The sequence below is a fragment of the Herminiimonas fonticola genome (assembly GCF_003293745.1).
Classification (GTDB): Bacteria; Pseudomonadota; Gammaproteobacteria; order Burkholderiales; family Burkholderiaceae_D; genus Oxalicibacterium; species Oxalicibacterium fonticola.
The window spans coordinates 316,443-334,331 of record NZ_PTLZ01000002.1 but is presented as its reverse complement, the minus strand read 5'-3'; the positions used below and the strand labels follow the sequence as shown (position 1 = coordinate 334,331).

The following is a 17,889-nucleotide window of genomic DNA, read 5'->3' as shown; positions in this document are numbered from 1 at the left end:
TTTGCATGTTAAATCGAATCAACTCGGCGATGCGTAAAGTCGCCAACCAATCAGCACGACAGGCGATCGCAACGTCGATCTCCGTCCGCAGCTCAACCAGTCGCCTCGTTGCAACTGGACGCCACGCAGTCATGGCTTTAGGCCTGACTGCCATCGCAACCCTCGCCTTGATGTTTTTCAAGCCGGAAATTGCAGACCGCGTACAAGCACTGTCACCATTCAGCGAAGCCATTGCGTCACCAGCACCTGAAGAAATGCCGCCTATGGCAAATCTGATGGATGAAGCGGCAACTGCTGCCGACTCCGAAGACCCAACCCCAAGCACATCATCCGGCAATGCCGCCATGATAGGTACCGACTTGCAACAGCAACGCGTAACGCAATGGATCGCCAAGCGCTATCGCGTCGCCAACGATGCAACCAATATGCTGGTTTCTGCAGCTTACCTGACCGGCAAGGAGGTCCAGATTGACCCCTTGTTGATTTTGGCAGTGATGGCGATCGAATCGCGCTTCAATCCGTTTGCTGAAAGCCCGGTTGGCGCACAAGGCCTGATGCAAGTCATGTCAAAAGTGCATCGCGACAAATTTGCAGAAATGGGCGGCACACATGCAGCGCTGAATCCAGTCGCCAACATCCGTGTCGGCGCCTTGATCCTGAAGGAATACGTGGCACGTGGCGGCTCGGTTGAAGCTGGCTTGAAACGCTATGTAGGCGCAGCAGCTATGGCTAGCGACGACGGTTACGGTGCCAAGGTATTAGGTGAATATGATCGCTTGAAAGCGGTTGCAGGCGGCAAACGCGTATCGGCTTTTGCCACGATGGCCAGCCGTGCAGCGCCACGCATCCAGCCAATTCCAAATTCGGCACAGGAAAAAACTGCAGATATGATCAACGACAAAACAGCGCTGGAAGATCGCGCGCGTCGTCAGGCGAATGTCGCACAATACACTTCACTGTAAGCCGCTCGATATTAAAGCCGCAAATGAAGTCATAAAAAAAGGAGCCCTTGGCTCCTTTTTTATTTCCATTTATTCCTGAATTCTCACGCTTTATTGCGCTTTTCAAAGAAAACCCGCAAGCGCGCTACCGCCTCCTGCAAATTCTCCATCGACGTTGCATACGACACGCGGATATATTGATGCGCCGTGGACGGACCGAAATCCAGCCCCGGCACCATCACCACTCCCGCCTCATTCAACATCGCTATCGTCAGGCTATCTGCGTCGTCAGACAAGGCGCTGCAATCGGCATACACATAAAACGCACCGTCCGGCATGACAGGCACTTTGAAACCAAGCCCTTCCAGCGCAGGCACTATGTAATCGCGACGGCGCTTGAACTCGGCTTTGCGCGCTTCATAAACTGTGGTCGCCTCCGGTTCAAAGCAGGCCAGACCGGCATGCTGCGCCAGACTCGACGGACAGATGAACAGGTTCTGCGCCAGTTTTTCGATAGGCTGTACTAACGCTTCCGGCACTACCAGCCAGCCTAAACGCCAGCCCGTCATATTGAAATATTTGGAGAAGCTGTTAATGACGATCACATCGTCGCCCAGCGACAGCGCAGAAAATGGCGCTGCGTCGTAGCGCAGCCCATGATAAATCTCGTCGACTATCGTGAAGCCCTGCTTTTCACGCACGACTTCGACAATGCTGCGCAGTTCATCTTCTGCGATCGAAGTGCCAGTCGGGTTCGATGGTGAAGCCAACAACACGCCGCAGGTTTGTTCGCCCCAGTTTTCACGCACCATATCTGCCGACAGCTGAAAGCGATGCTCAGGACCGCTCGCAATTAACTTCGACGTCCCATCAAAAGCTGCGACGAAATGCCGGTTACACGGATATGAAGGGTCGGACATCAATACTTCCGCCCCTTTTTCGACCAACGCAGCGCAAGCCAGCAATAAAGCGCCGGATGCGCCAGGCGTCACGATGATGCGCGATGGCGCCACTTCAACACCGTATTTATCGTGGTAATGCCGGGCAATCGCTGCTCGCAATTCCGGCAAGCCGGTCGCAGACGTGTACTGCATCTTGCCATCGGCCATGGCTTGCGCCGCGGCCGCTTGCACAGACGGCGCAGCCGTAAAGTCCGGCTCGCCTATGCCCATATGAATGATGTGGCGCCCTTGCCGCTCCAGTTCGGCGGCCATCTTTGCCAACTCCATAACGTGGAAAGGCGCGATGTTATCGAGACGCGAAGCGAGTTGAGTCAAATTCGAAGGCAAACTAATTCCCCAATGAAAACCGCCACCGGCATCCGAGCAAACGGAAACAAGGTGGCGGCAATTTTATTTTTCAGCCTTACTTTCGAAACAAAAGTAATCGGCAAACAACAGATCAGCCCTTACGTCCGCCGTTGATTTCAGGCTCGCGCACGCTTGCCGCAAACTTATCCAGCACGCCATTCACATACTTGTGGCCATCGATACCGCCAAAGGATTTAGTCAATTCAACCGCTTCATTGATGACAACCTTGTACGGAATCTCGATGTGGTTCTTCAATTCAAATGCGCCGATCAGCAAAGCTGCATGTTCCACTGGTGACAAAGCCGAAATCTCTCTATCGATCAGCGGCGACAAACCGGCGCGCAGTTCGGCCACTTGCTTGATGCTGCCATACAGCAGCGCATCGAAATGCTCGGCATCGGCCTTGTCGAAGCCATGCGCCTGACGAATATGCGTTTCGATCACGCGCACGTCTTCGTTATTCAACAGCCATTGATACAGGCCTTGCAAGGCAAATTCACGCGCGCGATGACGCGGCGTACGGTTTTTGCTCGGATTGGCGTGGTCGGTTTTTTGGGTCATGGCTCACAGCACTTCATTTCAGAAGGCGCAAAAAAGGTTAAAAAGCGCGCACTGCAAGCAGGCGATAAAAACATTTACTCTCGGACGATTACTCTTCTGCGTCGCCGGCGTCGGCCAGATCTTCCAGCGCGATCGTCAGATTGGCCATCTCGACGGCGACACGTGCCGCATCGGCACCTTTTTCCGCCATCCGTACTTCGGCTTGTTCGTCGGTATCTGTGGTCAATACAGCATTCGCAATCGGCAGGCCGAAATCGAGAGCTACGCGTGTGATGCCAGCGCCGGATTCATTTGATACCAGTTCAAAGTGGTAGGTCTCGCCGCGAATCACTGCGCCAATCGCAATCAATGCATCGAACTGCAGCGTTTCTGCCATTTTGCGCAAGGCCAAAGGAATTTCCAGCGCGCCGGGAACCGTCACATGCAAGACGTCTTCGTCTTCGACACCCAGATGCTTCAGTTCGGCCAGGCAAGCTGCCAGCAAACCATGACATACGTCCTGATTGAAACGTGCCTGCACGATGCCTATGCGCAAACCTTCTCCTGCCAAATTCATATCGTAGGTGCCAACTGTCATGGTATTTCCCTTCATGCGCAAAGCGCTGGATACATTACTGGTTCAACTTTGCTGCATTTCAATTCTGCCGAAACAACAGCTTGTCTCTTGATTTAATTAAATAATTTCATGAAAATTGAACGAGCGCTCAATTTTCAGGGGTTGCCCGATAACCGGTTACTTCCAGGTTGAAACCTGTCATCGAGGGCATCTTGCGTGGATTGGCAAGCAGCTTCATTTTGCAAACCGACAGATCTTTCAAAATCTGCGCACCAATACCGTAGGTACGCAGATCCATACGCGCCGCGCGTTGTTGTGGGCGTATATCAGGATTGGTCAGCGCTTCAAATTGAGAGAACAGCTCATCAGCCGATTCTTCGCAATTCAACAAAACCATCACGCCGCGCTCGGACTGTTTGATCGCCGCCATCGCTGAAGCCATATTCCATGAATGCGTGGTCGCCTTGGTTTCCAGCAGATCGAGAATCGATACTGGCTGATGCACGCGCACCAGGGTTTCCTCGCCGGGTACAATTTTTCCATGCACCAGCGCCAGATGCGCGCCGCCGCTAGGCTTGTCGCGATACAGCACGGCCTGGAAAGTACCGTGTACGGTTTCCATCGTACGTTCGCCGATGCGATCGACGAAGCTTTCATGTTGGCTGCGGTAATGAATCAGGTCGGCAATCGTGCCGATTTTCAAATTATGTTCTTTGGCGAATTCGATCAAATCCGGCAGACGCGCCATCGTACCGTCGTCCTTCATGATTTCGCAAATCACCGCGGCAGGCGTCAAGCCGGCCAATTCGGCAAAATCGCAACCGGCTTCGGTATGACCAGCACGCATCAGCACGCCGCCTTTTTGTGCCTTCAAGGGGAAAATATGGCCGGGCTGCACAATGTCTGACGGCTTGGCATTCTTCGATACCGCAACCTGAATGGTTTTTGCACGATCCGCGGCAGAAATCCCAGTCGTCACGCCCTCAGCCGCTTCGATCGATACCGTGAAATTCGTGCCGTACGAAGTGCCATTACGCGACGTCATCATCGCCAGCGCAAGTTGATCGCAGCGTTCTTCGGTCAATGTCAAACAAACCAGACCGCGACCGAACTTGGCCATGAAATTGATCGCTTCCGGCGTGACGAACTCGGCCGCCAACACCAGATCGCCTTCGTTTTCACGATCTTCTTCATCGACCAGTATCACCATACGGCCGGCACGTAATTCTGTAACGATTTCTTGGGTAGTTGAAATAGACATGGGTAATCTCGGAGTAGGTCGCTATTTTAAAGGATTTGGCGGCCTTCTACTCTCTGGATTACGCAAGAATCGGCCGGTTTGAGCGGAATTCGGCGATTTGTGCCGGCCCGCAGACATTTTAGTGTGATCTGCGGCTGTTTTTGGACTGCCTGTTTGTAATCGATGTTGACGCTGTGGATTAAAGCGATGCCACTGGCCTCAGCCACCGTTCATTAAGAATTTGTCATTAAGTTGTCACCCTACTTGCATAACATTGGGCCCTGCTTTTCTTTTCCTTGCGCTTCTTGCAAACCAGCCTGCACCGGTTTGCCCCGACTCAGTTAATGGCAAAAAATTGACGAACTGACATACATCCTTAAACAGACTCTAGCTGAGTTAGCACATGACAAATCCAGTTCGAAATTACTTCACAAAACAGGATGGATGGACTCTTCGGAGCTTGCGGGGTAATCATGCATATATTGGACAGATCAGGAAAGCCTTGCTTCTATTTGGCGTCATCCTGCCAATGATTTTTTTCTTTTCCCTCGCAGAGCGCATAAACCGCGGCGGTTTTCCTGTCTTCGAGAAAACTCTTCTATGGTCTCTCCGTGTGTATGCGACACCATTGCTGGATCATATTGCGTCAACGATTTCTATGCTGGTCACTCTGCTGAGCGTTTTTATCTTGTGCTATCTGCTGTACCAACGTCTGTGGCGCACAGCCTTGTTCTGGCTAGTGGCGATCGCCGGTTCGGCTATCCTCGCATCAATTCTCAAAATAGCAATTCAGCGAAGTCGACCGGATTTGTGGATAACTCATGCATCTTTTGGATTCCCCAGTGGTCATGCAACGCAGTCGATGGCCATCGCGATAGCCTTAGTAATCCTATGGCGTTCCAGCCGCAAGATTCCGATAATCGTTGCAATCAGTATCGCCGCCGTTCTTTTGGTTGGCGTATGTCGTATGTACCAGGGCTTCCATTACCCAAGCGATATTTTAGCGGGCTGGATGTTGTCTCTGGCTTGGGTAAGCGCACTTGCCCTTCTATTTAATACCCGCTACCTGATCCCATACAAAACGTCTATGCCGCCAACCCTGCCTGCTTGAAATACTCAGCAGAAGACTTCCAGACCTAAGCATTTGGGAGCAGAAGGCATTCATTCTGCATTGAAAAACACGTACAAATGGATAAAGCTCCTTGAAATGACATTAAGAGCGCGTTAATTTTATTGACACAAATCAACGCTTATTATAAAAGTGCTTCATCGCACTTTCTTCGGCATATTGCTGGCCGTATGAATGGAGAAATACCGTCTTTTCCGCGTGTGACTTGCGCAATGCGCCGCCCTATTGAATGAGGTACGTCATGCTAAGTACAAGCTATGATTCGTCATTGGTATCTCTTTCTTTCATGGTCGCCATTCTGACGTCTTATACTGCGCTGAATTTGGCCGGCCGAATCAACTCTCTCCAAGAAAAAAACATCTTTGGCTGGCTGGTCGGTGGTGCTCTCGTAATGGGAGTCGGGATATGGTCCATGCATTTCATCGGCATGCTGGCATTCCAACTACCCATACCGCTGGCTTACGATTTTAAAATTTCGGCTCTGTCTTTAGTCATCGCCGTTCTCGCATCCGGATTTGCTCTTTGGCAAATTAATCAGCCTCATCTTCCGGTCACTCATCTATCCATCAGTGCCGTTATCATGGGATCGGCTATCGCGGCCATGCACTACACCGGCATGGCTGCATTACGCATGACTCCCGGCATTGAATATGACCGCTTCCTATTCGGCACGTCTATAGTCATAGCGGTCTTTGCGTCTGGCGCAGCACTTTGGATCGCATTCAAGTTGCGCAAAGACGCGCGTCACACGAAGACATTTAGAGCGCTTGCTTCCATCATCATGGGTGGCGCGATTGTTGGGATGCACTACACAGGAATGGCGGCAGCGAATTTCCCCATCGGTAGTGTTTGTAGCGCAGTAGCCGATGGCATCAAGCCGGGTCAATTAACTGTGCTTGTCATTGTTACGACCTTGGCAGTGTTGGCATTTGCATCGGCATTACTAACGTCGGCTCTGGATGAAAAATTAGAAACACAGACAGAGAAACTGGCTCGCTCGCTGGCTGATGCAAACTCAGAGCTAACAAAACAAACACTACATGACAACTTAACTAAATTGGCAAACCGCAGATTTCTGGAAGAGCGACTGAAGCAAATGCTGAGTAATGCGACTCGAGAAGGAAGTCGATTTGCGATCATGTTTCTTGATCTGGATGGTTTTAAAACAGTCAATGATTCGCTTGGACACCACACCGGGGACTTGCTATTGATTGAGGTCGCCGCACGCATTCGCAACAATCTTCGCGAACAAGATATTGTCGCCCGTTTGGGAGGAGACGAGTTTGTAATTTTGATTGAAATAAATGATCTCGAAGATGCTGCCTCAGTCGCCAATAAACTTGTCATTGCCATCAATCAGCCGGTCCAAATAAACGAATATGACTTTTGTATATCAAGCAGTATCGGCATTGCCGTATTTCCTGAAAATGGAGTCACGGAACATGACTTGTTAGTGAATGCCGATGCAGCGATGTACCATACCAAGCATACTGGCCGTGCTGGCTATCGCTTCTTCGAATCGTCGATGAATGCTAACGCCCATAATCAACTTCAATTCATTCAAGACCTGCGCAATGCATTGAAACTTGGTGAATTCTATTTAGATTATCAACCAAAGTTTCACGCGCAAAACGGTTCGATTGTAGGCGCAGAGGCCTTGTTGCGCTGGAAACATCCAACGCGCGGAATAATTGAACCTGATGATTTCGTACCTATTGCGACGAAAACGGGATTAATTGACACAATCGGAGAATGGGTACTGGACGAAGCATGCAGGCAGATGCGTGAATGGCATGACGTCGGTTACTCGACATGGAAAATATCAGTCAATTTATCTGCGAGCCAGTTTCGACAAACTAACCTGGTTGAATTCGTAGCCGCAACACTCATTGGGCGTAGTCTGCCTCCAGGCTGCCTTATTCTGGAGGTGAAAGAGTCAGCGACCATGCACAATATAGAAGCTAGTTTGCTTATATTGAAAAAATTAGCTGAGTTGGGTGTGGAAATTTCGATTGATGATTTTGGCTCGGCTTACTCTAGCCTTCGCTACCTAAAACACATGCCAGCCAGTGAATTGAAAATTGATCGCGATTTTATACGTGAGCTAGCGTATGGAACAAACGATGCTGCTATTGTCGCAGCGATCATCTCATTGGGACATTCGCTCAATTTACGCATTGTCGGTAAAGGAGTTGAAACCACTAATCAGCAGGATTGTTTGACATCATTAGGATGCGACGTACTGCAAGGCTATTTGATGGGAAGACCTATGTCCCCCCTTCAATTCCTGAAGGAAGAAAATGCAATGTCTGCCTCAAAAATCGCATGACATTGATACCAATCATCGTGCTGCCACTAGACATCGTATAGGCAACTTCGGCACCTCAGTTTATCCGCAGCAAGCGCCAAAAACCTTAGCCGATCAATTTACCTAATGTAGGTCGGTTGGTAACGAAGAGGATATTTGTTACTCATCCAGGTAGACAATACGATCACCTTCTCCCGGTATACATCCGTCGGCGATAGGCGACCAGCCGTGATGTACAACGACGCGTTTGCCATCGTGGCAAATCTCGATGTGTTCAGTACCAGGGAATTTCTCCTGGATGAAAGTTTCGACGGTGGCCGGCAAACTGATCTTCAGTTTCATCGCAAAGCGATCATCTGCTGGATGATCATCAAGATGCAAAAGCGGCACAAAACCTGCAGCAAACATTAGCCAGTGGGAATCGACAGCCGTCGGTTGCGGCGCATAGCCAGCCTGGCGTAACCAAAGCTGGGCACGCTCGCGCAAGTCCTCGCCATCAGCCAGCCCGCCCCATGCCGCCGCCAGTGTTTCCATCACCCACTGATTGCAATTCTGATAGCTCAGACCATATGCATAGGCATTGGCGCTATAGGTCGCCGCCAGCAATCTCAGTACGCGCGCTTTATCCAGCGATGCGTCTCTAAGTATCTGTGCCGAGTCAGATGGCAGTTTGACTATCGAGATGTAGCCAAGCGACGGATTGTCGATACCCATCGCGAATCCGGCAATGCCCTGGTCATAAATGCGGGGGCGCTCTTCATCACATGCATAGTAGAGCTGGCGAGCAGTCCACACCTCATCCTCATCTCGCCAGGCAATGGCGGCATGCGAGTAACGTATATGAAAGCGTGACAAATCCAGACCGGAGCGGCTGATCAATACCGCACTACTGTTAATCGCAGCCAACTCCTCGCGCACGACAGCCGCAAATCGCAATATGCGATCTTGCTGGCCCGCGGAGAGCTGATGCGCCCGATCACAGAAATTCGATGCGGCCGATAAGCCGGAGGCAGCATTTGCCGCGCCAGCGACTGTAACGGCTGCAACCGTCAACAAGAGTAATAGGAGCGGCCTAAGCCTCACAGACCGACGATGCGCGGCGCAAGTTCTTCATGCCACTTGTCGTCCAGCACGAGATAGAACGCTTCGCGCGTATCGCTGCGAGCAAACTCCAGGCCGTACACGCGATGTTGCGCGTGCACCAGATCACCACGACTAAGACCTTGCTTGTCTAGAATGGTCGCAGGCAGGTCGAGCACAATACGTTGCTGCGAAGTGTCAGCCTGCATAGTGACCCGTCGGAAATCGCCTCGATTAGGCGCTGCGGCAACATCGATGATGCGGTAGTCGCCATCGGCTCTCTTCTCATCCGTACTCGAACTGTTGCTCGAACTGTTGCTCGAATCATGCAACGAGTCCGACACGCTGCCGCTAGAGGCTGAACCGGCACTTGAAGCCGACGATGCAAAACTCTCTGCATTTGCGTGAAACGCGGCGCCTGTTATTACGACGAAGCAAGCGAGGCGAAGACGGAGGGAGGAATTCATGGTGGTACACCTTTTCTTATTACATCAAAACAATGCGAGCTATCTGACTAGCAACGGGGCTATAGAGTTTTCACAAAATACAGCATCGGCATTAATTTCCTGCTACTCGGAGCATTGAACCGATATCTACACGACAGATGAAGCTGCAAAGTAAGCAGGTTCATTTAAGCAGGTTCATTAAAAACTCATTTTGAAGCGCTCAGCATTCTTTCCACATAACGTGCGATTATGAAATAAAAATCATAAGTCTTTGATTTAATTATATTTAATATAATTTCATTACAGAAATACCGTCAAAAATACCGTCTAATTTCATGGCTTCAGCGATACAAAGACAGACAAACTGAGATATAAAACCGCCCGCTATTCTCTTCTGAATATTTCAAAATAGCAACTTAAATGTTATAATAATTGCAATTATTGAGTGTGCATATCTTACGACCCAAGCATTCAATCATTCAGGAATTCTCTCGAATACCTGTACTAGAAAACTCTCCTGTTTCCCTCGAATGCATCCTTTTCTTTTTAACAAGGAAGGCGCGCGTTCGCACTCTGAAAGTACACATGAACAAAGATGAAATTGAAGAACAAATTGCGCGTTCAATATTAGAGTCGCAATCAAAGAATATAGTTACACCGTTTGCCCTGGGCTTACTTGTTGCAACCCCTTGTGCCCTTAAAGCACTTTTAGAAAGTGAAACCCTTACTGTCCAGCCAAGAACGAGGGTACCCCATGCTTGCAAAGATAGATTCTTGGAAAACGGGGAGGAAAACATGGTTTTGAAATGAGAAAGATTCTATCTAAATGAATGGAAAATAGTTGTTCGTATTGCATCATGTGATGCCTTGCACCGTATTGCACAGTCGCAGATTTCAGGTTATCTTAAATTGCCGTACGGAAATAGTTATTCCGATGAATGTGTCGTAAATAAGTTGTATTTTCAAAGCAACTTTTATGAATTCCTCCTCATAAAACGCAACTCCAAATTTTCTAATAAAACTGCTATCTACTGTCGACCCAAAGCTGCCACTCAATCGTGTGCTATTGCCCGAAAGCAAAATTTCAAGTATCGAGGACAAGGATTACCCGATATACACGCCGAAGATGTCGGAAAACAGGAGCCCGAATTGCACGGGATATTTGAATATTCAGAAATAAATTCGCTCATATTCCCAGTGGCCTGATCATAAATGTGTCGTTTAATTTGGCCAATATTCCCACCATAGATGTGGATACTGATCGATAAGCGGTTTGCATACGCGTTTGACACACGATGTATATCGCCCAAAGACGGCGACAAGCTTTCAATCTCCCCTTGAAACAGTATGTCCCTGCTTATGCACTTCATAGGCTGAGCCTGCGACGCCACCACGAAACGCTCGCTGCGTTCTGCACCACGCAGCATGCCTATCAATGCCCACACTTTGTGATCGTGTATAGGTGTGGTTTGGCCAGGCCCCCACACAAAACTGACAATGGAAAACCGTTGCTGTGGATCACAGTACAGCAAGTATTGCTGATAGTACTGAGGATGGGATTGCGCAAATTCCTCCGGCAACCAGTCATCAGTCGCGACCAGCATTTTTAACGCCTCACCCGCAATGGAAAGTTTTTGCTGTTCGTCTTTTTTACCTTCACTCTCGAACAAACCATTCAAGGTATCCACCAGTTTCTGCAGACGAGGTATCAATTCCATATTCATCTCCTTTCGTTTTGATTTTATCGATTTGCGGATTTCCGTTCATGCAACAAACCTCACACAAAATCACCATGCATCCAAATATCGACCTTGACATCGAAAATATACACCACTAATATATCAGTCATACATCAAGCACAACGATTAAGGAGATAATCATGATGAGCGAACGCCAGCGGAAATTCCGCGAAGAATACAAAGCCGATATCAGCCCGCTATACAACGGCCTGTTGCATATTGGGGTGATGTACTCGGTAGGGATTGCAGCAATCTGGTATTGCCTGACGCAACTGGACGGTGCGGGCTGGGAATGGTTGATTGCGATACCGGTTTTTCTGGCCGGGAATTTTGTCGAATGGGCGATGCATCGTTTCGTCATGCACCGTCGCATTGACGTCTACGCATTACGTGCGATTTACGATCGCCACACCCGCCAGCATCACCAATACTTCACCGATAACGAAGCGACGATAGATACAACACGTGAATTTCGTATCGTTTTCTTCCCTTGGCGTGTATTAATCACTTTGGGTGTTGGTGGTCTGACGTTTGGTTATCTGGCCTCCATCATTTTTAATCTGAATGCCGGTTATATCCTGTTCATTACGATGGTCGCGCAGTATCTGATCTATGAAACATTTCACTACTGCTGCCACGTGCATGAGAACTGGTTTGTACGCAATATGCCATTCATCAACACGATACGTCGCCACCATACTGCGCATCACAATCAGGGCATCATGATGAAGTACAACATGAACCTGACTTTCCCTATCGCCGACTGGGCAATGGGTACGACTGATCTTAATCGTGGATTGATCGGCCACCTGTTTAACGGCTATAGCGAAAAACATGTGAAGGAAGAGTTGAAGCCCATCATCAAGCGCTTCCGTCTCGATGATTCACGCGTCACGCTGGATGGACCTCAATTAACTAAAGAAGAAAACGAAACCATTGATCGCGGCCTCGTTATTTGATGCTCTTCGCGGTTGCCGAATTGATCCCGGCAACCGCTTTTTTTTACATGTCGGACATCAGTGTTGCTTTTGCAAAGGTTTCGATATTGTCCAGCAGTCGATCGAGTCCCTCGCCCGCTGCTGCCACATCGCCCTTGGCAATCGCTCCGGCCACATTGGCATGCAAGCGCGCCATTTCCGGAAGATCTGCTGCCTGTTTGTAATGGAAATACCAGAAGCGACGCGATAAGCCATGCATCAGGCGCATAGCACCTTCGGCAAATTCATTACGCGCTGCGACCAGTGTGAGTTCATTGAACTCACGATCCGAACGCATAAAAGTGACGTCGTCGTTAGTGGAAGAAGCATGCATGAATTCATCGTGCAGTCTGGCAAAGATCTCGCGCTCGGCAGGCGTCGCACGGCGCGCAGCACTTTTGCAAATCAGGCGCTCTACTTCGCGGCGTGTTTCCAGAAGCTTCAACTGTTTCTTGAGATCGATTTCAGGAACCATCAAACCGCGTTGCGGCAAGACCAGTAACAAATGCTCGCGCGCCAACCGCTGGATAGCTTCGCGTATAGGCGTACGACCGATGTTAAACATTTCGCTCAAGGTCAGTTCAGAGATGACCGAACCTGGAGGAATACGCAAGGTAATGATCGCCTCTTCGAGTTGGTCGTATGCGAGATCAGTCAGCTTCGGTTTGGGATCCGCCATGCCATTAATGCTGCTGGCCTGACGTGTGGTTTTCTTTTTCGGCTCCGCCGCTTTGGTCTTGACTGATGTTTTTCTTGTAGTTGCCATGGAGTGTGAATCAATACCTAGTGAAAAAACGATTGTATATGACGGCTGTGAACCATAACTCTACAGAGTTCACGCGATCAGGAACAGCTAAAGATATATCTTATATACGAAGAATATCCAAGTAAAACGTGGAGGAATAATGGAAAAATTTGATGTAGCCATCACTGGCAACGATGCAAGCGACTTAAGCATCATTGCGATTCATGGCATACAGGGAACGCGCAGTAGTTGGGATCCGGTAGTGCAACTATTGCCGAACGATGCACGCTGGATACAACCCAATTTACGTGGTCGCGCAGATGCCTTTCGCGGCATGCAAACCAGCGACTACACATTGGAAAAATTTGCTGCAGATATTGCAGAGGTAGTCGCAACGCACGTAACAACGCCAAACTTCGTGCTGGCGGGCTGGAGCATGGGCGTGTCGGTCACGCTGGCCACAATCGCTTTGCTGCAGCGTGAAAAGCTGCACATGCCTGCCGCACTAATCCTGATGTCGGGCAGCCCTGTACTGCAACAGACAGAATGGTTTCATCAAACCGATTACGTCCCGCTATTGCAGGAAATTGAAGCGCGTGAAGTTCGATTAGGTCTGCACAATGCGGCTGATCGCGATGCCGTCGCGTGGACCTGGCAAGCCATCAGCGATACAGATCAACGTCCCTTGCTATCCGCAATCCACACACCGACTTTAATCGTGCACGGCAGCGACGATGAAGACTCACCAATCGCCCATGCGCATTTGCTTGCACAGGGCTTGCCGAATGCAAACCTACGCATTATTAACGGTGGCAAACACAGCATCCTCAAGCAAAACACAGTGCGCGTTGCAGACGAAATGCGCGCTTTTCTTTCTACTATCCCGACCCACGGAGAGTCTCATGCGAACCAATGATCAAATCCATTTTTGCCCCCCTGCGCGTGTCATTTTAGGTTGCGGCAGTCGGGCCCAGTTGCCGACTTTGCTCGCACGCCTAGGCTACAAGTCCGGCGTCCTTGTCACAGACACTTTTTTCAGCAAACAAACTCCCTGGGTAAAAGAATATATCGATGCAGCCACCGCCCTCGGTATAGAAACTGTCTTATTTGAAGGAGGAAAACCAGATCCAACCACCACTCTCTGCGACGATGCAACACAGGAAATTCGCAGCAAGCTGGGCAACACACGTCCAGACCACGTCATCGCACTCGGTGGGGGCAGCAACATCGATCTGGCAAAAGCCTTATGTGTCACGATCCCGGATGGCAAGCCAGTCAAACAATTTATAGGGGCTCTGCCCGCTGCGCCGCACGCACTCCCTTTGATCGCGCTACCAACCACCGCCGGCACCGGTTCGGAAGCCACACCCGGCGCGATCCTGATTGATCCCAGCAATGCGACCAAGGTTGCGGTTATGGACAATGTATTGCGCCCTGTGATTGCACTGATCGATCCCGAGTTCACCTACACTTGCCCACCACGCGTCACCGCAGACTCTGGCATAGACGCTCTGACGCATGCGCTGGAATCGTACATAACGCTGGATTCATTCGACTTCGATAGAGGCGGGCATCCCGATCCCGGCTATAGCGGCCGTTCGTCACTGACCATGTTGTTCGCGCATCAAGCGATCGACCTCTGCGCCCGTTTTCTGATGCGCACCTATCACGATGGCGGCGACACTGAAGCACGCATCGGCATGGCGTATGCAAGTCATTACGCGGCATTATCGTACGGCGGTGCAGGTTTGAATGCAGTGCATGGCATCGCATACGCAGTCGCAGGTTTGACGCATCAGTCGCACGGCAGCACCAATGCCGTCATGTTGCCGTATGTACTTGATGCCTTACGAATCACACGACATAAAGAACTTCTTGAAGTCGCGCGTTTATTCGGCCTGGATGACAAAGATGAACAGCAAGTCGTCCAGCAATTACCAGCCCTGATCCGAGACCTGATAGCCCAACTCGGGATTCCGACCAATTTAAGAGATTTTGGTATTGCGCAAGAACAACTGCCCGCATTGATTGAGGATGCATTGGCCGTGACCCGCCTGGCCAAAGCGTTTCCGGTCGAAGATGTTGCCGCTACATATGCCCGAATCGTTAAGCGCGCATGGGCCGGAGAGCTAGGAAGGGCGTAATGCCGGGCGAATATCGTCGTGAAAATAATGCATTCAGTTGAAAGTTTTCAACGCGACAAAAGTCTTCTTGAATTTTCATTGAATATAACTAAGATTCATGTAATATATTAGTTAGAAACAAAAACATTAATCCAATAAAAAGCCACACAAATGATGCGGCATTACCGGAGACAAAAATGAATGCAACCCCTGGAGCTCAGCTTCTTTCTAATGTGGCGGCACGCCTGGAACGGCTGCCGATGACACGCTACCAGCGTTCTCTATTCGCGATTATTGCGACAGCCTGGTTTTTCGATTCGATGGATCTTGGCATCATGACCTTTGTGCTTGGCTCCATCAAGGCAGAGTTCGGCCTCAGTACGACGCAAGCCGGTTTGCTGGCAAGCTCCAGTTTTCTCGGCATGTTTCTTGGCGCCGCAACGGCCGGCATGCTGGCAGATAAATTTGGTCGCAAGCCGGTGTTCCAATGGAGCATGGTGTTCTGGGGTGTAGGTAGTTTGCTGTGCGGCTTCTCGCAAAACGTTGAACAGTTAATGATGTTCCGTGTGCTGCTCGGCTTCGGTATGGGGATGGAATTCCCTATCGGTTTATCTATGGTTTCTGAAATCGTTCCGGCTAAAAGTCGTGGCAAATACGTAGCGATTCTGGAAGGTTTCTGGCCGCTCGGTTTTATTGCAGCCGGCATCGTTGCCTACCTGACCTTGCCATTGATAGGCTGGCGCGGCATCTTTATCGCGCTATCGGTTCCTGCAGTATTCGTTTTCGTGATCCGCCGCTATGTGCCTGAGTCACCTCGCTGGCTGGAAGAAGTCGGCCGCATTGAAGAAGCAGATCGCGTCACGACCCACATCGAACAACGCGTGATCGCTGCCAACAAGGGCAAGCCGCTGCCACCACCAACTGCCGCCATCGCGATGCCTGAAAAAGTAAACAAGCGCGCATTGTTCGCAGAACTTTGGCACGGCGTATATGCGAAGCGCACCATCATGTTGTGGTCGCTATGGTTCTTCGCCTTGCTCGGTTACTACGGTCTCACCACATGGCTGGGTGCGTTGCTGCAGCAAGCCGGTTATGAAGTCACCAAATCGGTTACTTACACAATCTATATTTCGCTGGCAGGTATCCCGGGTTTCATCTTTTCTGCATGGCTGCTGGAAGCGTGGGGCAGAAAACCAACCTGCGTCTTGATGCTGATCGGCAGTGCATGTGCCGCCTATGTGTATGGCCAAGTCGCGACGGCGCAAGCACCGGTTGCACAACTGATAGGTGCCGGTCTCTGCATGCAATTCTTTATGTTCGGCATGTGGTCCGTACTCTATGCGTACACGCCAGAACTCTACCCTACGCGCTCTCGTGCAACGGGTGCCGGTTTTGCTTCATCGATAGGTCGCCTGGGTTCATTGCTCGGCCCGTTTGCAGTTGGCGTAATCTTGCCGTTCACGGGTCATACAGGTGTGTTTACTCTGGGCGCCATTTCTTTCACTGCCGCAGCTCTGATCGTCATTACGATGGGTATAGAGACCAAAGGAAAATCGCTTGAAGAAGTTTCTGCATAAGGTTTTACATGTACAGCTAAGTTAGATTTGAGTTAAGCGCTTGAATCTCTAAAAAAGCCTGGACCAATCTGATTGGCCCAGGCTTTTTAACGTATGAATTATGTTTTCAGCTAATCGGAAAACTGTCGGTCACACTTGCAGCAAGAAACAATCACTTTAACAATTCGACTCGGCAACACGCCGTGTAAAATCGTGCTCACTGAGAGATTGACCTTCCTCTCTGCGTAGAAATATTATTTGAGGAATCCCCCGACGATAAGAAGAAAGAGATCCCCTTGGAATCCAAGAAGAAGTGGAGACTTAAGGTCAGTTCCGAATGCATAGCCATCCGGAACGCGTCGTAACGTCTCGCTTATGGTAGACGCCATCAACAAGAAGGCCGTTAGGCTTAGGGCAATAGTTTCAACATAGACAGCGGCTTTCCCAACAGACGCAATGTGCGCTAATTCCGTAATCCATTACCAAATGCAAAAGTGTAGCGACGGCAATGCCATAGCTCAAGGTCTGATGCGCACAAAGAATACCGTAGAGGCACCGATTAACATCAATATAAAGTACGTGAAAATTGAGTTGAGAATGTGATGAGAGAATTAGATAGCTCAATGTCAGCTTTTGGCCTTTGGCAGACGTCTGCTTCCGACCCAGAGCGGACATTCGTAATTCAAATTAATGGCATCCAGGTCCATGTGAAGCAAGCTTTCTCGCCTTGGTACTCTGAGGCTTAGACAAGCCTTGCAGTATCTGACAGTCTTTAGCCTTTTGCGATTGTCCGCACAACTTCCGCAGCTTCTTCAATTGTTTTTCTAACGACTGCAATTCCGCAATACGAGTGGTCACATGTCCGATGTGGTGGTCCAGCAGCTCATTGACCGCGCCACAGTTTTCTTCTGGCGAATCTCTAAACTTAAGCAACTCCCGTATCTCGTTAAGCGTCATATCAAGCGACCTGCACCGTAATACAAACTGCAGATGCTCGACGTGCGTTAAATCGTAAAGACGATAATTGCCTTCCGACCTATGTGGCGCAGGTAGTAAGCCTTCACGTTCGTAATAACGAACAGTCTCTACTTGCGAGCCGGTCATCTTTGCCAACTCGCCAATCTTCAACGCTGAACCAGACATGACAACTCCTTTTATATATTTCTTGACCCTATAG

Annotated in this window: 17 protein-coding genes; 8 read left to right on the top strand and 9 right to left on the bottom strand. The window is 49.8% G+C overall.

The window, feature by feature from the left end; all coding sequences use genetic code 11:
• Positions 1 to 5 precede the first annotated feature (5 nt).
• Positions 6 to 962, top strand: coding sequence for a lytic transglycosylase domain-containing protein (locus tag Hfont_RS08950; protein ID WP_112992040.1), 957 nt, complete (start codon positions 6 to 8; stop codon positions 960 to 962).
• 83 nt (positions 963 to 1,045) lie between these two features.
• On the opposite strand, the gene Hfont_RS08945 is transcribed toward Hfont_RS08950, so the two are convergent.
• The 4 genes from Hfont_RS08945 to ribBA all read right to left on the bottom strand — a co-directional run bounded on the left by Hfont_RS08945 (position 1,046) and on the right by ribBA (position 4,630).
• Positions 1,046 to 2,230: a pyridoxal phosphate-dependent aminotransferase gene (locus Hfont_RS08945; protein ID WP_112992039.1), complete on the bottom strand. Its 1,185-nt coding sequence runs from the start codon at positions 2,228 to 2,230 to the stop codon at positions 1,046 to 1,048.
• A gap of 112 nt (positions 2,231 to 2,342) precedes the next feature.
• Positions 2,343 to 2,813, bottom strand: a complete 471-nt coding sequence (gene nusB / locus Hfont_RS08940; protein WP_112992038.1) for a transcription antitermination factor NusB — start codon at positions 2,811 to 2,813, stop codon at positions 2,343 to 2,345.
• Positions 2,814 to 2,901: 88 nt separating this feature from the next.
• The gene (gene ribH, locus Hfont_RS08935; RefSeq protein ID WP_112992037.1) at positions 2,902 to 3,390 is read right to left on the bottom strand and encodes a 6,7-dimethyl-8-ribityllumazine synthase; all 489 of its coding nucleotides are present in this window, start codon (positions 3,388 to 3,390) and stop codon (positions 2,902 to 2,904) included.
• A gap of 127 nt (positions 3,391 to 3,517) precedes the next feature.
• A complete protein-coding gene (gene ribBA, locus Hfont_RS08930) occupies positions 3,518 to 4,630 on the bottom strand; it encodes a bifunctional 3,4-dihydroxy-2-butanone-4-phosphate synthase/GTP cyclohydrolase II (protein ID WP_112992036.1) in 1,113 nt (370 codons plus the stop codon).
• Positions 4,631 to 5,012: 382 nt separating this feature from the next.
• Here ribBA and Hfont_RS08925 point away from each other — a divergent pair, with 382 nt between their 5' ends.
• Both Hfont_RS08925 and Hfont_RS08920 read left to right on the top strand, forming a co-directional pair.
• On the top strand, positions 5,013 to 5,720 hold the full coding sequence (locus tag Hfont_RS08925; RefSeq protein WP_112992035.1) for a phosphatase PAP2 family protein: 708 nt from the start codon (positions 5,013 to 5,015) through the stop codon (positions 5,718 to 5,720).
• Positions 5,721 to 5,979: 259 nt separating this feature from the next.
• The gene (locus Hfont_RS08920; protein WP_112992429.1) at positions 5,980 to 8,067 is read left to right on the top strand and encodes a putative bifunctional diguanylate cyclase/phosphodiesterase; all 2,088 of its coding nucleotides are present in this window, start codon (positions 5,980 to 5,982) and stop codon (positions 8,065 to 8,067) included.
• Between the two features lie 138 nt (positions 8,068 to 8,205).
• On the opposite strand, the gene Hfont_RS08915 is transcribed toward Hfont_RS08920, so the two are convergent.
• Together Hfont_RS08915 and Hfont_RS08910 are read right to left on the bottom strand one after the other, a co-directional pair.
• Entirely contained in the window at positions 8,206 to 9,129 is a 924-nt protein-coding gene (locus Hfont_RS08915) for a DUF2145 domain-containing protein (protein WP_112992034.1), read from the bottom strand.
• Positions 9,126 to 9,593 carry a hypothetical protein gene (locus tag Hfont_RS08910; protein ID WP_112992033.1) on the bottom strand — a complete coding sequence of 156 codons (468 nt, stop codon included), beginning with the start codon at positions 9,591 to 9,593 and terminating at the stop codon, positions 9,126 to 9,128. Before Hfont_RS08910 ends, Hfont_RS08915 begins: the two co-directional genes overlap by 4 nt.
• Positions 9,594 to 10,157: 564 nt before the next feature.
• Here Hfont_RS08910 and Hfont_RS08905 point away from each other — a divergent pair.
• Positions 10,158 to 10,382, top strand: a complete 225-nt coding sequence (locus Hfont_RS08905) for a hypothetical protein (protein ID WP_112992032.1) — start codon at positions 10,158 to 10,160, stop codon at positions 10,380 to 10,382.
• Positions 10,383 to 10,624: 242 nt separating this feature from the next.
• On the opposite strand, the gene Hfont_RS08900 is transcribed toward Hfont_RS08905, so the two are convergent.
• On the bottom strand, positions 10,625 to 11,290 hold the full coding sequence (locus Hfont_RS08900; protein ID WP_112992031.1) for a cysteine dioxygenase family protein: 666 nt from the start codon (positions 11,288 to 11,290) through the stop codon (positions 10,625 to 10,627).
• 161 nt (positions 11,291 to 11,451) lie between these two features.
• Here Hfont_RS08900 and Hfont_RS08895 point away from each other — a divergent pair, with 161 nt between their 5' ends.
• On the top strand, positions 11,452 to 12,270 hold the full coding sequence (locus Hfont_RS08895; RefSeq protein ID WP_112992030.1) for a sterol desaturase family protein: 819 nt from the start codon (positions 11,452 to 11,454) through the stop codon (positions 12,268 to 12,270).
• Between the two features lie 43 nt (positions 12,271 to 12,313).
• Here Hfont_RS08895 and Hfont_RS08890 read toward each other — a convergent pair whose 3' ends face one another.
• On the bottom strand, positions 12,314 to 13,054 hold the full coding sequence (locus Hfont_RS08890) for a GntR family transcriptional regulator (protein WP_112992029.1): 741 nt from the start codon (positions 13,052 to 13,054) through the stop codon (positions 12,314 to 12,316).
• A 139-nt stretch (positions 13,055 to 13,193) separates the two neighbouring features.
• On the opposite strand from Hfont_RS08890, the gene Hfont_RS08885 reads away from it, so the two are divergent.
• From Hfont_RS08885 to Hfont_RS08875, 3 genes are all read left to right on the top strand, one after another.
• Complete coding sequence (locus tag Hfont_RS08885) at positions 13,194 to 13,949, top strand: alpha/beta fold hydrolase (protein WP_112992028.1); 756 nt, start codon at positions 13,194 to 13,196, stop codon at positions 13,947 to 13,949.
• Positions 13,936 to 15,177, top strand: a complete 1,242-nt coding sequence (locus Hfont_RS08880; protein WP_112992027.1) for an iron-containing alcohol dehydrogenase — start codon at positions 13,936 to 13,938, stop codon at positions 15,175 to 15,177. Before Hfont_RS08885 ends, Hfont_RS08880 begins: the two co-directional genes overlap by 14 nt.
• Before the next feature lie 176 nt (positions 15,178 to 15,353).
• A complete protein-coding gene (locus Hfont_RS08875; RefSeq protein WP_112992026.1) occupies positions 15,354 to 16,733 on the top strand; it encodes an MFS transporter in 1,380 nt (459 codons plus the stop codon).
• A gap of 666 nt (positions 16,734 to 17,399) precedes the next feature.
• On the opposite strand, the gene cadR is transcribed toward Hfont_RS08875, so the two are convergent.
• Complete coding sequence (cadR, locus tag Hfont_RS08870; RefSeq protein ID WP_112992025.1) at positions 17,400 to 17,855, bottom strand: Cd(II)/Pb(II)-responsive transcriptional regulator; 456 nt, start codon at positions 17,853 to 17,855, stop codon at positions 17,400 to 17,402.
• Positions 17,856 to 17,889: the final 34 nt, after the last annotated feature.

Coding starts and splice junctions, on each gene's coding strand:
- Hfont_RS08950 (WP_112992040.1), top strand. CDS start 6: ATGTTAAATCGAATCAACTCGGCGATGCGTAAAGTCGCCAACCAATCA.
- nusB (WP_112992038.1), bottom strand. CDS start 2,813: ATGACCCAAAAAACCGACCACGCCAATCCGAGCAAAAACCGTACGCCG.
- ribH (WP_112992037.1), bottom strand. CDS start 3,390: ATGACAGTTGGCACCTACGATATGAATTTGGCAGGAGAAGGTTTGCGC.
- ribBA (WP_112992036.1), bottom strand. CDS start 4,630: ATGTCTATTTCAACTACCCAAGAAATCGTTACAGAATTACGTGCCGGC.
- Hfont_RS08925 (WP_112992035.1), top strand. CDS start 5,013: ATGACAAATCCAGTTCGAAATTACTTCACAAAACAGGATGGATGGACT.
- Hfont_RS08920 (WP_112992429.1), top strand. CDS start 5,980: ATGCTAAGTACAAGCTATGATTCGTCATTGGTATCTCTTTCTTTCATG.
- Hfont_RS08910 (WP_112992033.1), bottom strand. CDS start 9,593: ATGAATTCCTCCCTCCGTCTTCGCCTCGCTTGCTTCGTCGTAATAACA.
- Hfont_RS08905 (WP_112992032.1), top strand. CDS start 10,158: ATGAACAAAGATGAAATTGAAGAACAAATTGCGCGTTCAATATTAGAG.
- Hfont_RS08900 (WP_112992031.1), bottom strand. CDS start 11,290: ATGGAATTGATACCTCGTCTGCAGAAACTGGTGGATACCTTGAATGGT.
- Hfont_RS08895 (WP_112992030.1), top strand. CDS start 11,452: ATGATGAGCGAACGCCAGCGGAAATTCCGCGAAGAATACAAAGCCGAT.
- Hfont_RS08890 (WP_112992029.1), bottom strand. CDS start 13,054: ATGGCAACTACAAGAAAAACATCAGTCAAGACCAAAGCGGCGGAGCCG.
- Hfont_RS08885 (WP_112992028.1), top strand. CDS start 13,194: ATGGAAAAATTTGATGTAGCCATCACTGGCAACGATGCAAGCGACTTA.
- Hfont_RS08880 (WP_112992027.1), top strand. CDS start 13,936: ATGCGAACCAATGATCAAATCCATTTTTGCCCCCCTGCGCGTGTCATT.
- Hfont_RS08875 (WP_112992026.1), top strand. CDS start 15,354: ATGAATGCAACCCCTGGAGCTCAGCTTCTTTCTAATGTGGCGGCACGC.
- cadR (WP_112992025.1), bottom strand. CDS start 17,855: ATGTCTGGTTCAGCGTTGAAGATTGGCGAGTTGGCAAAGATGACCGGC.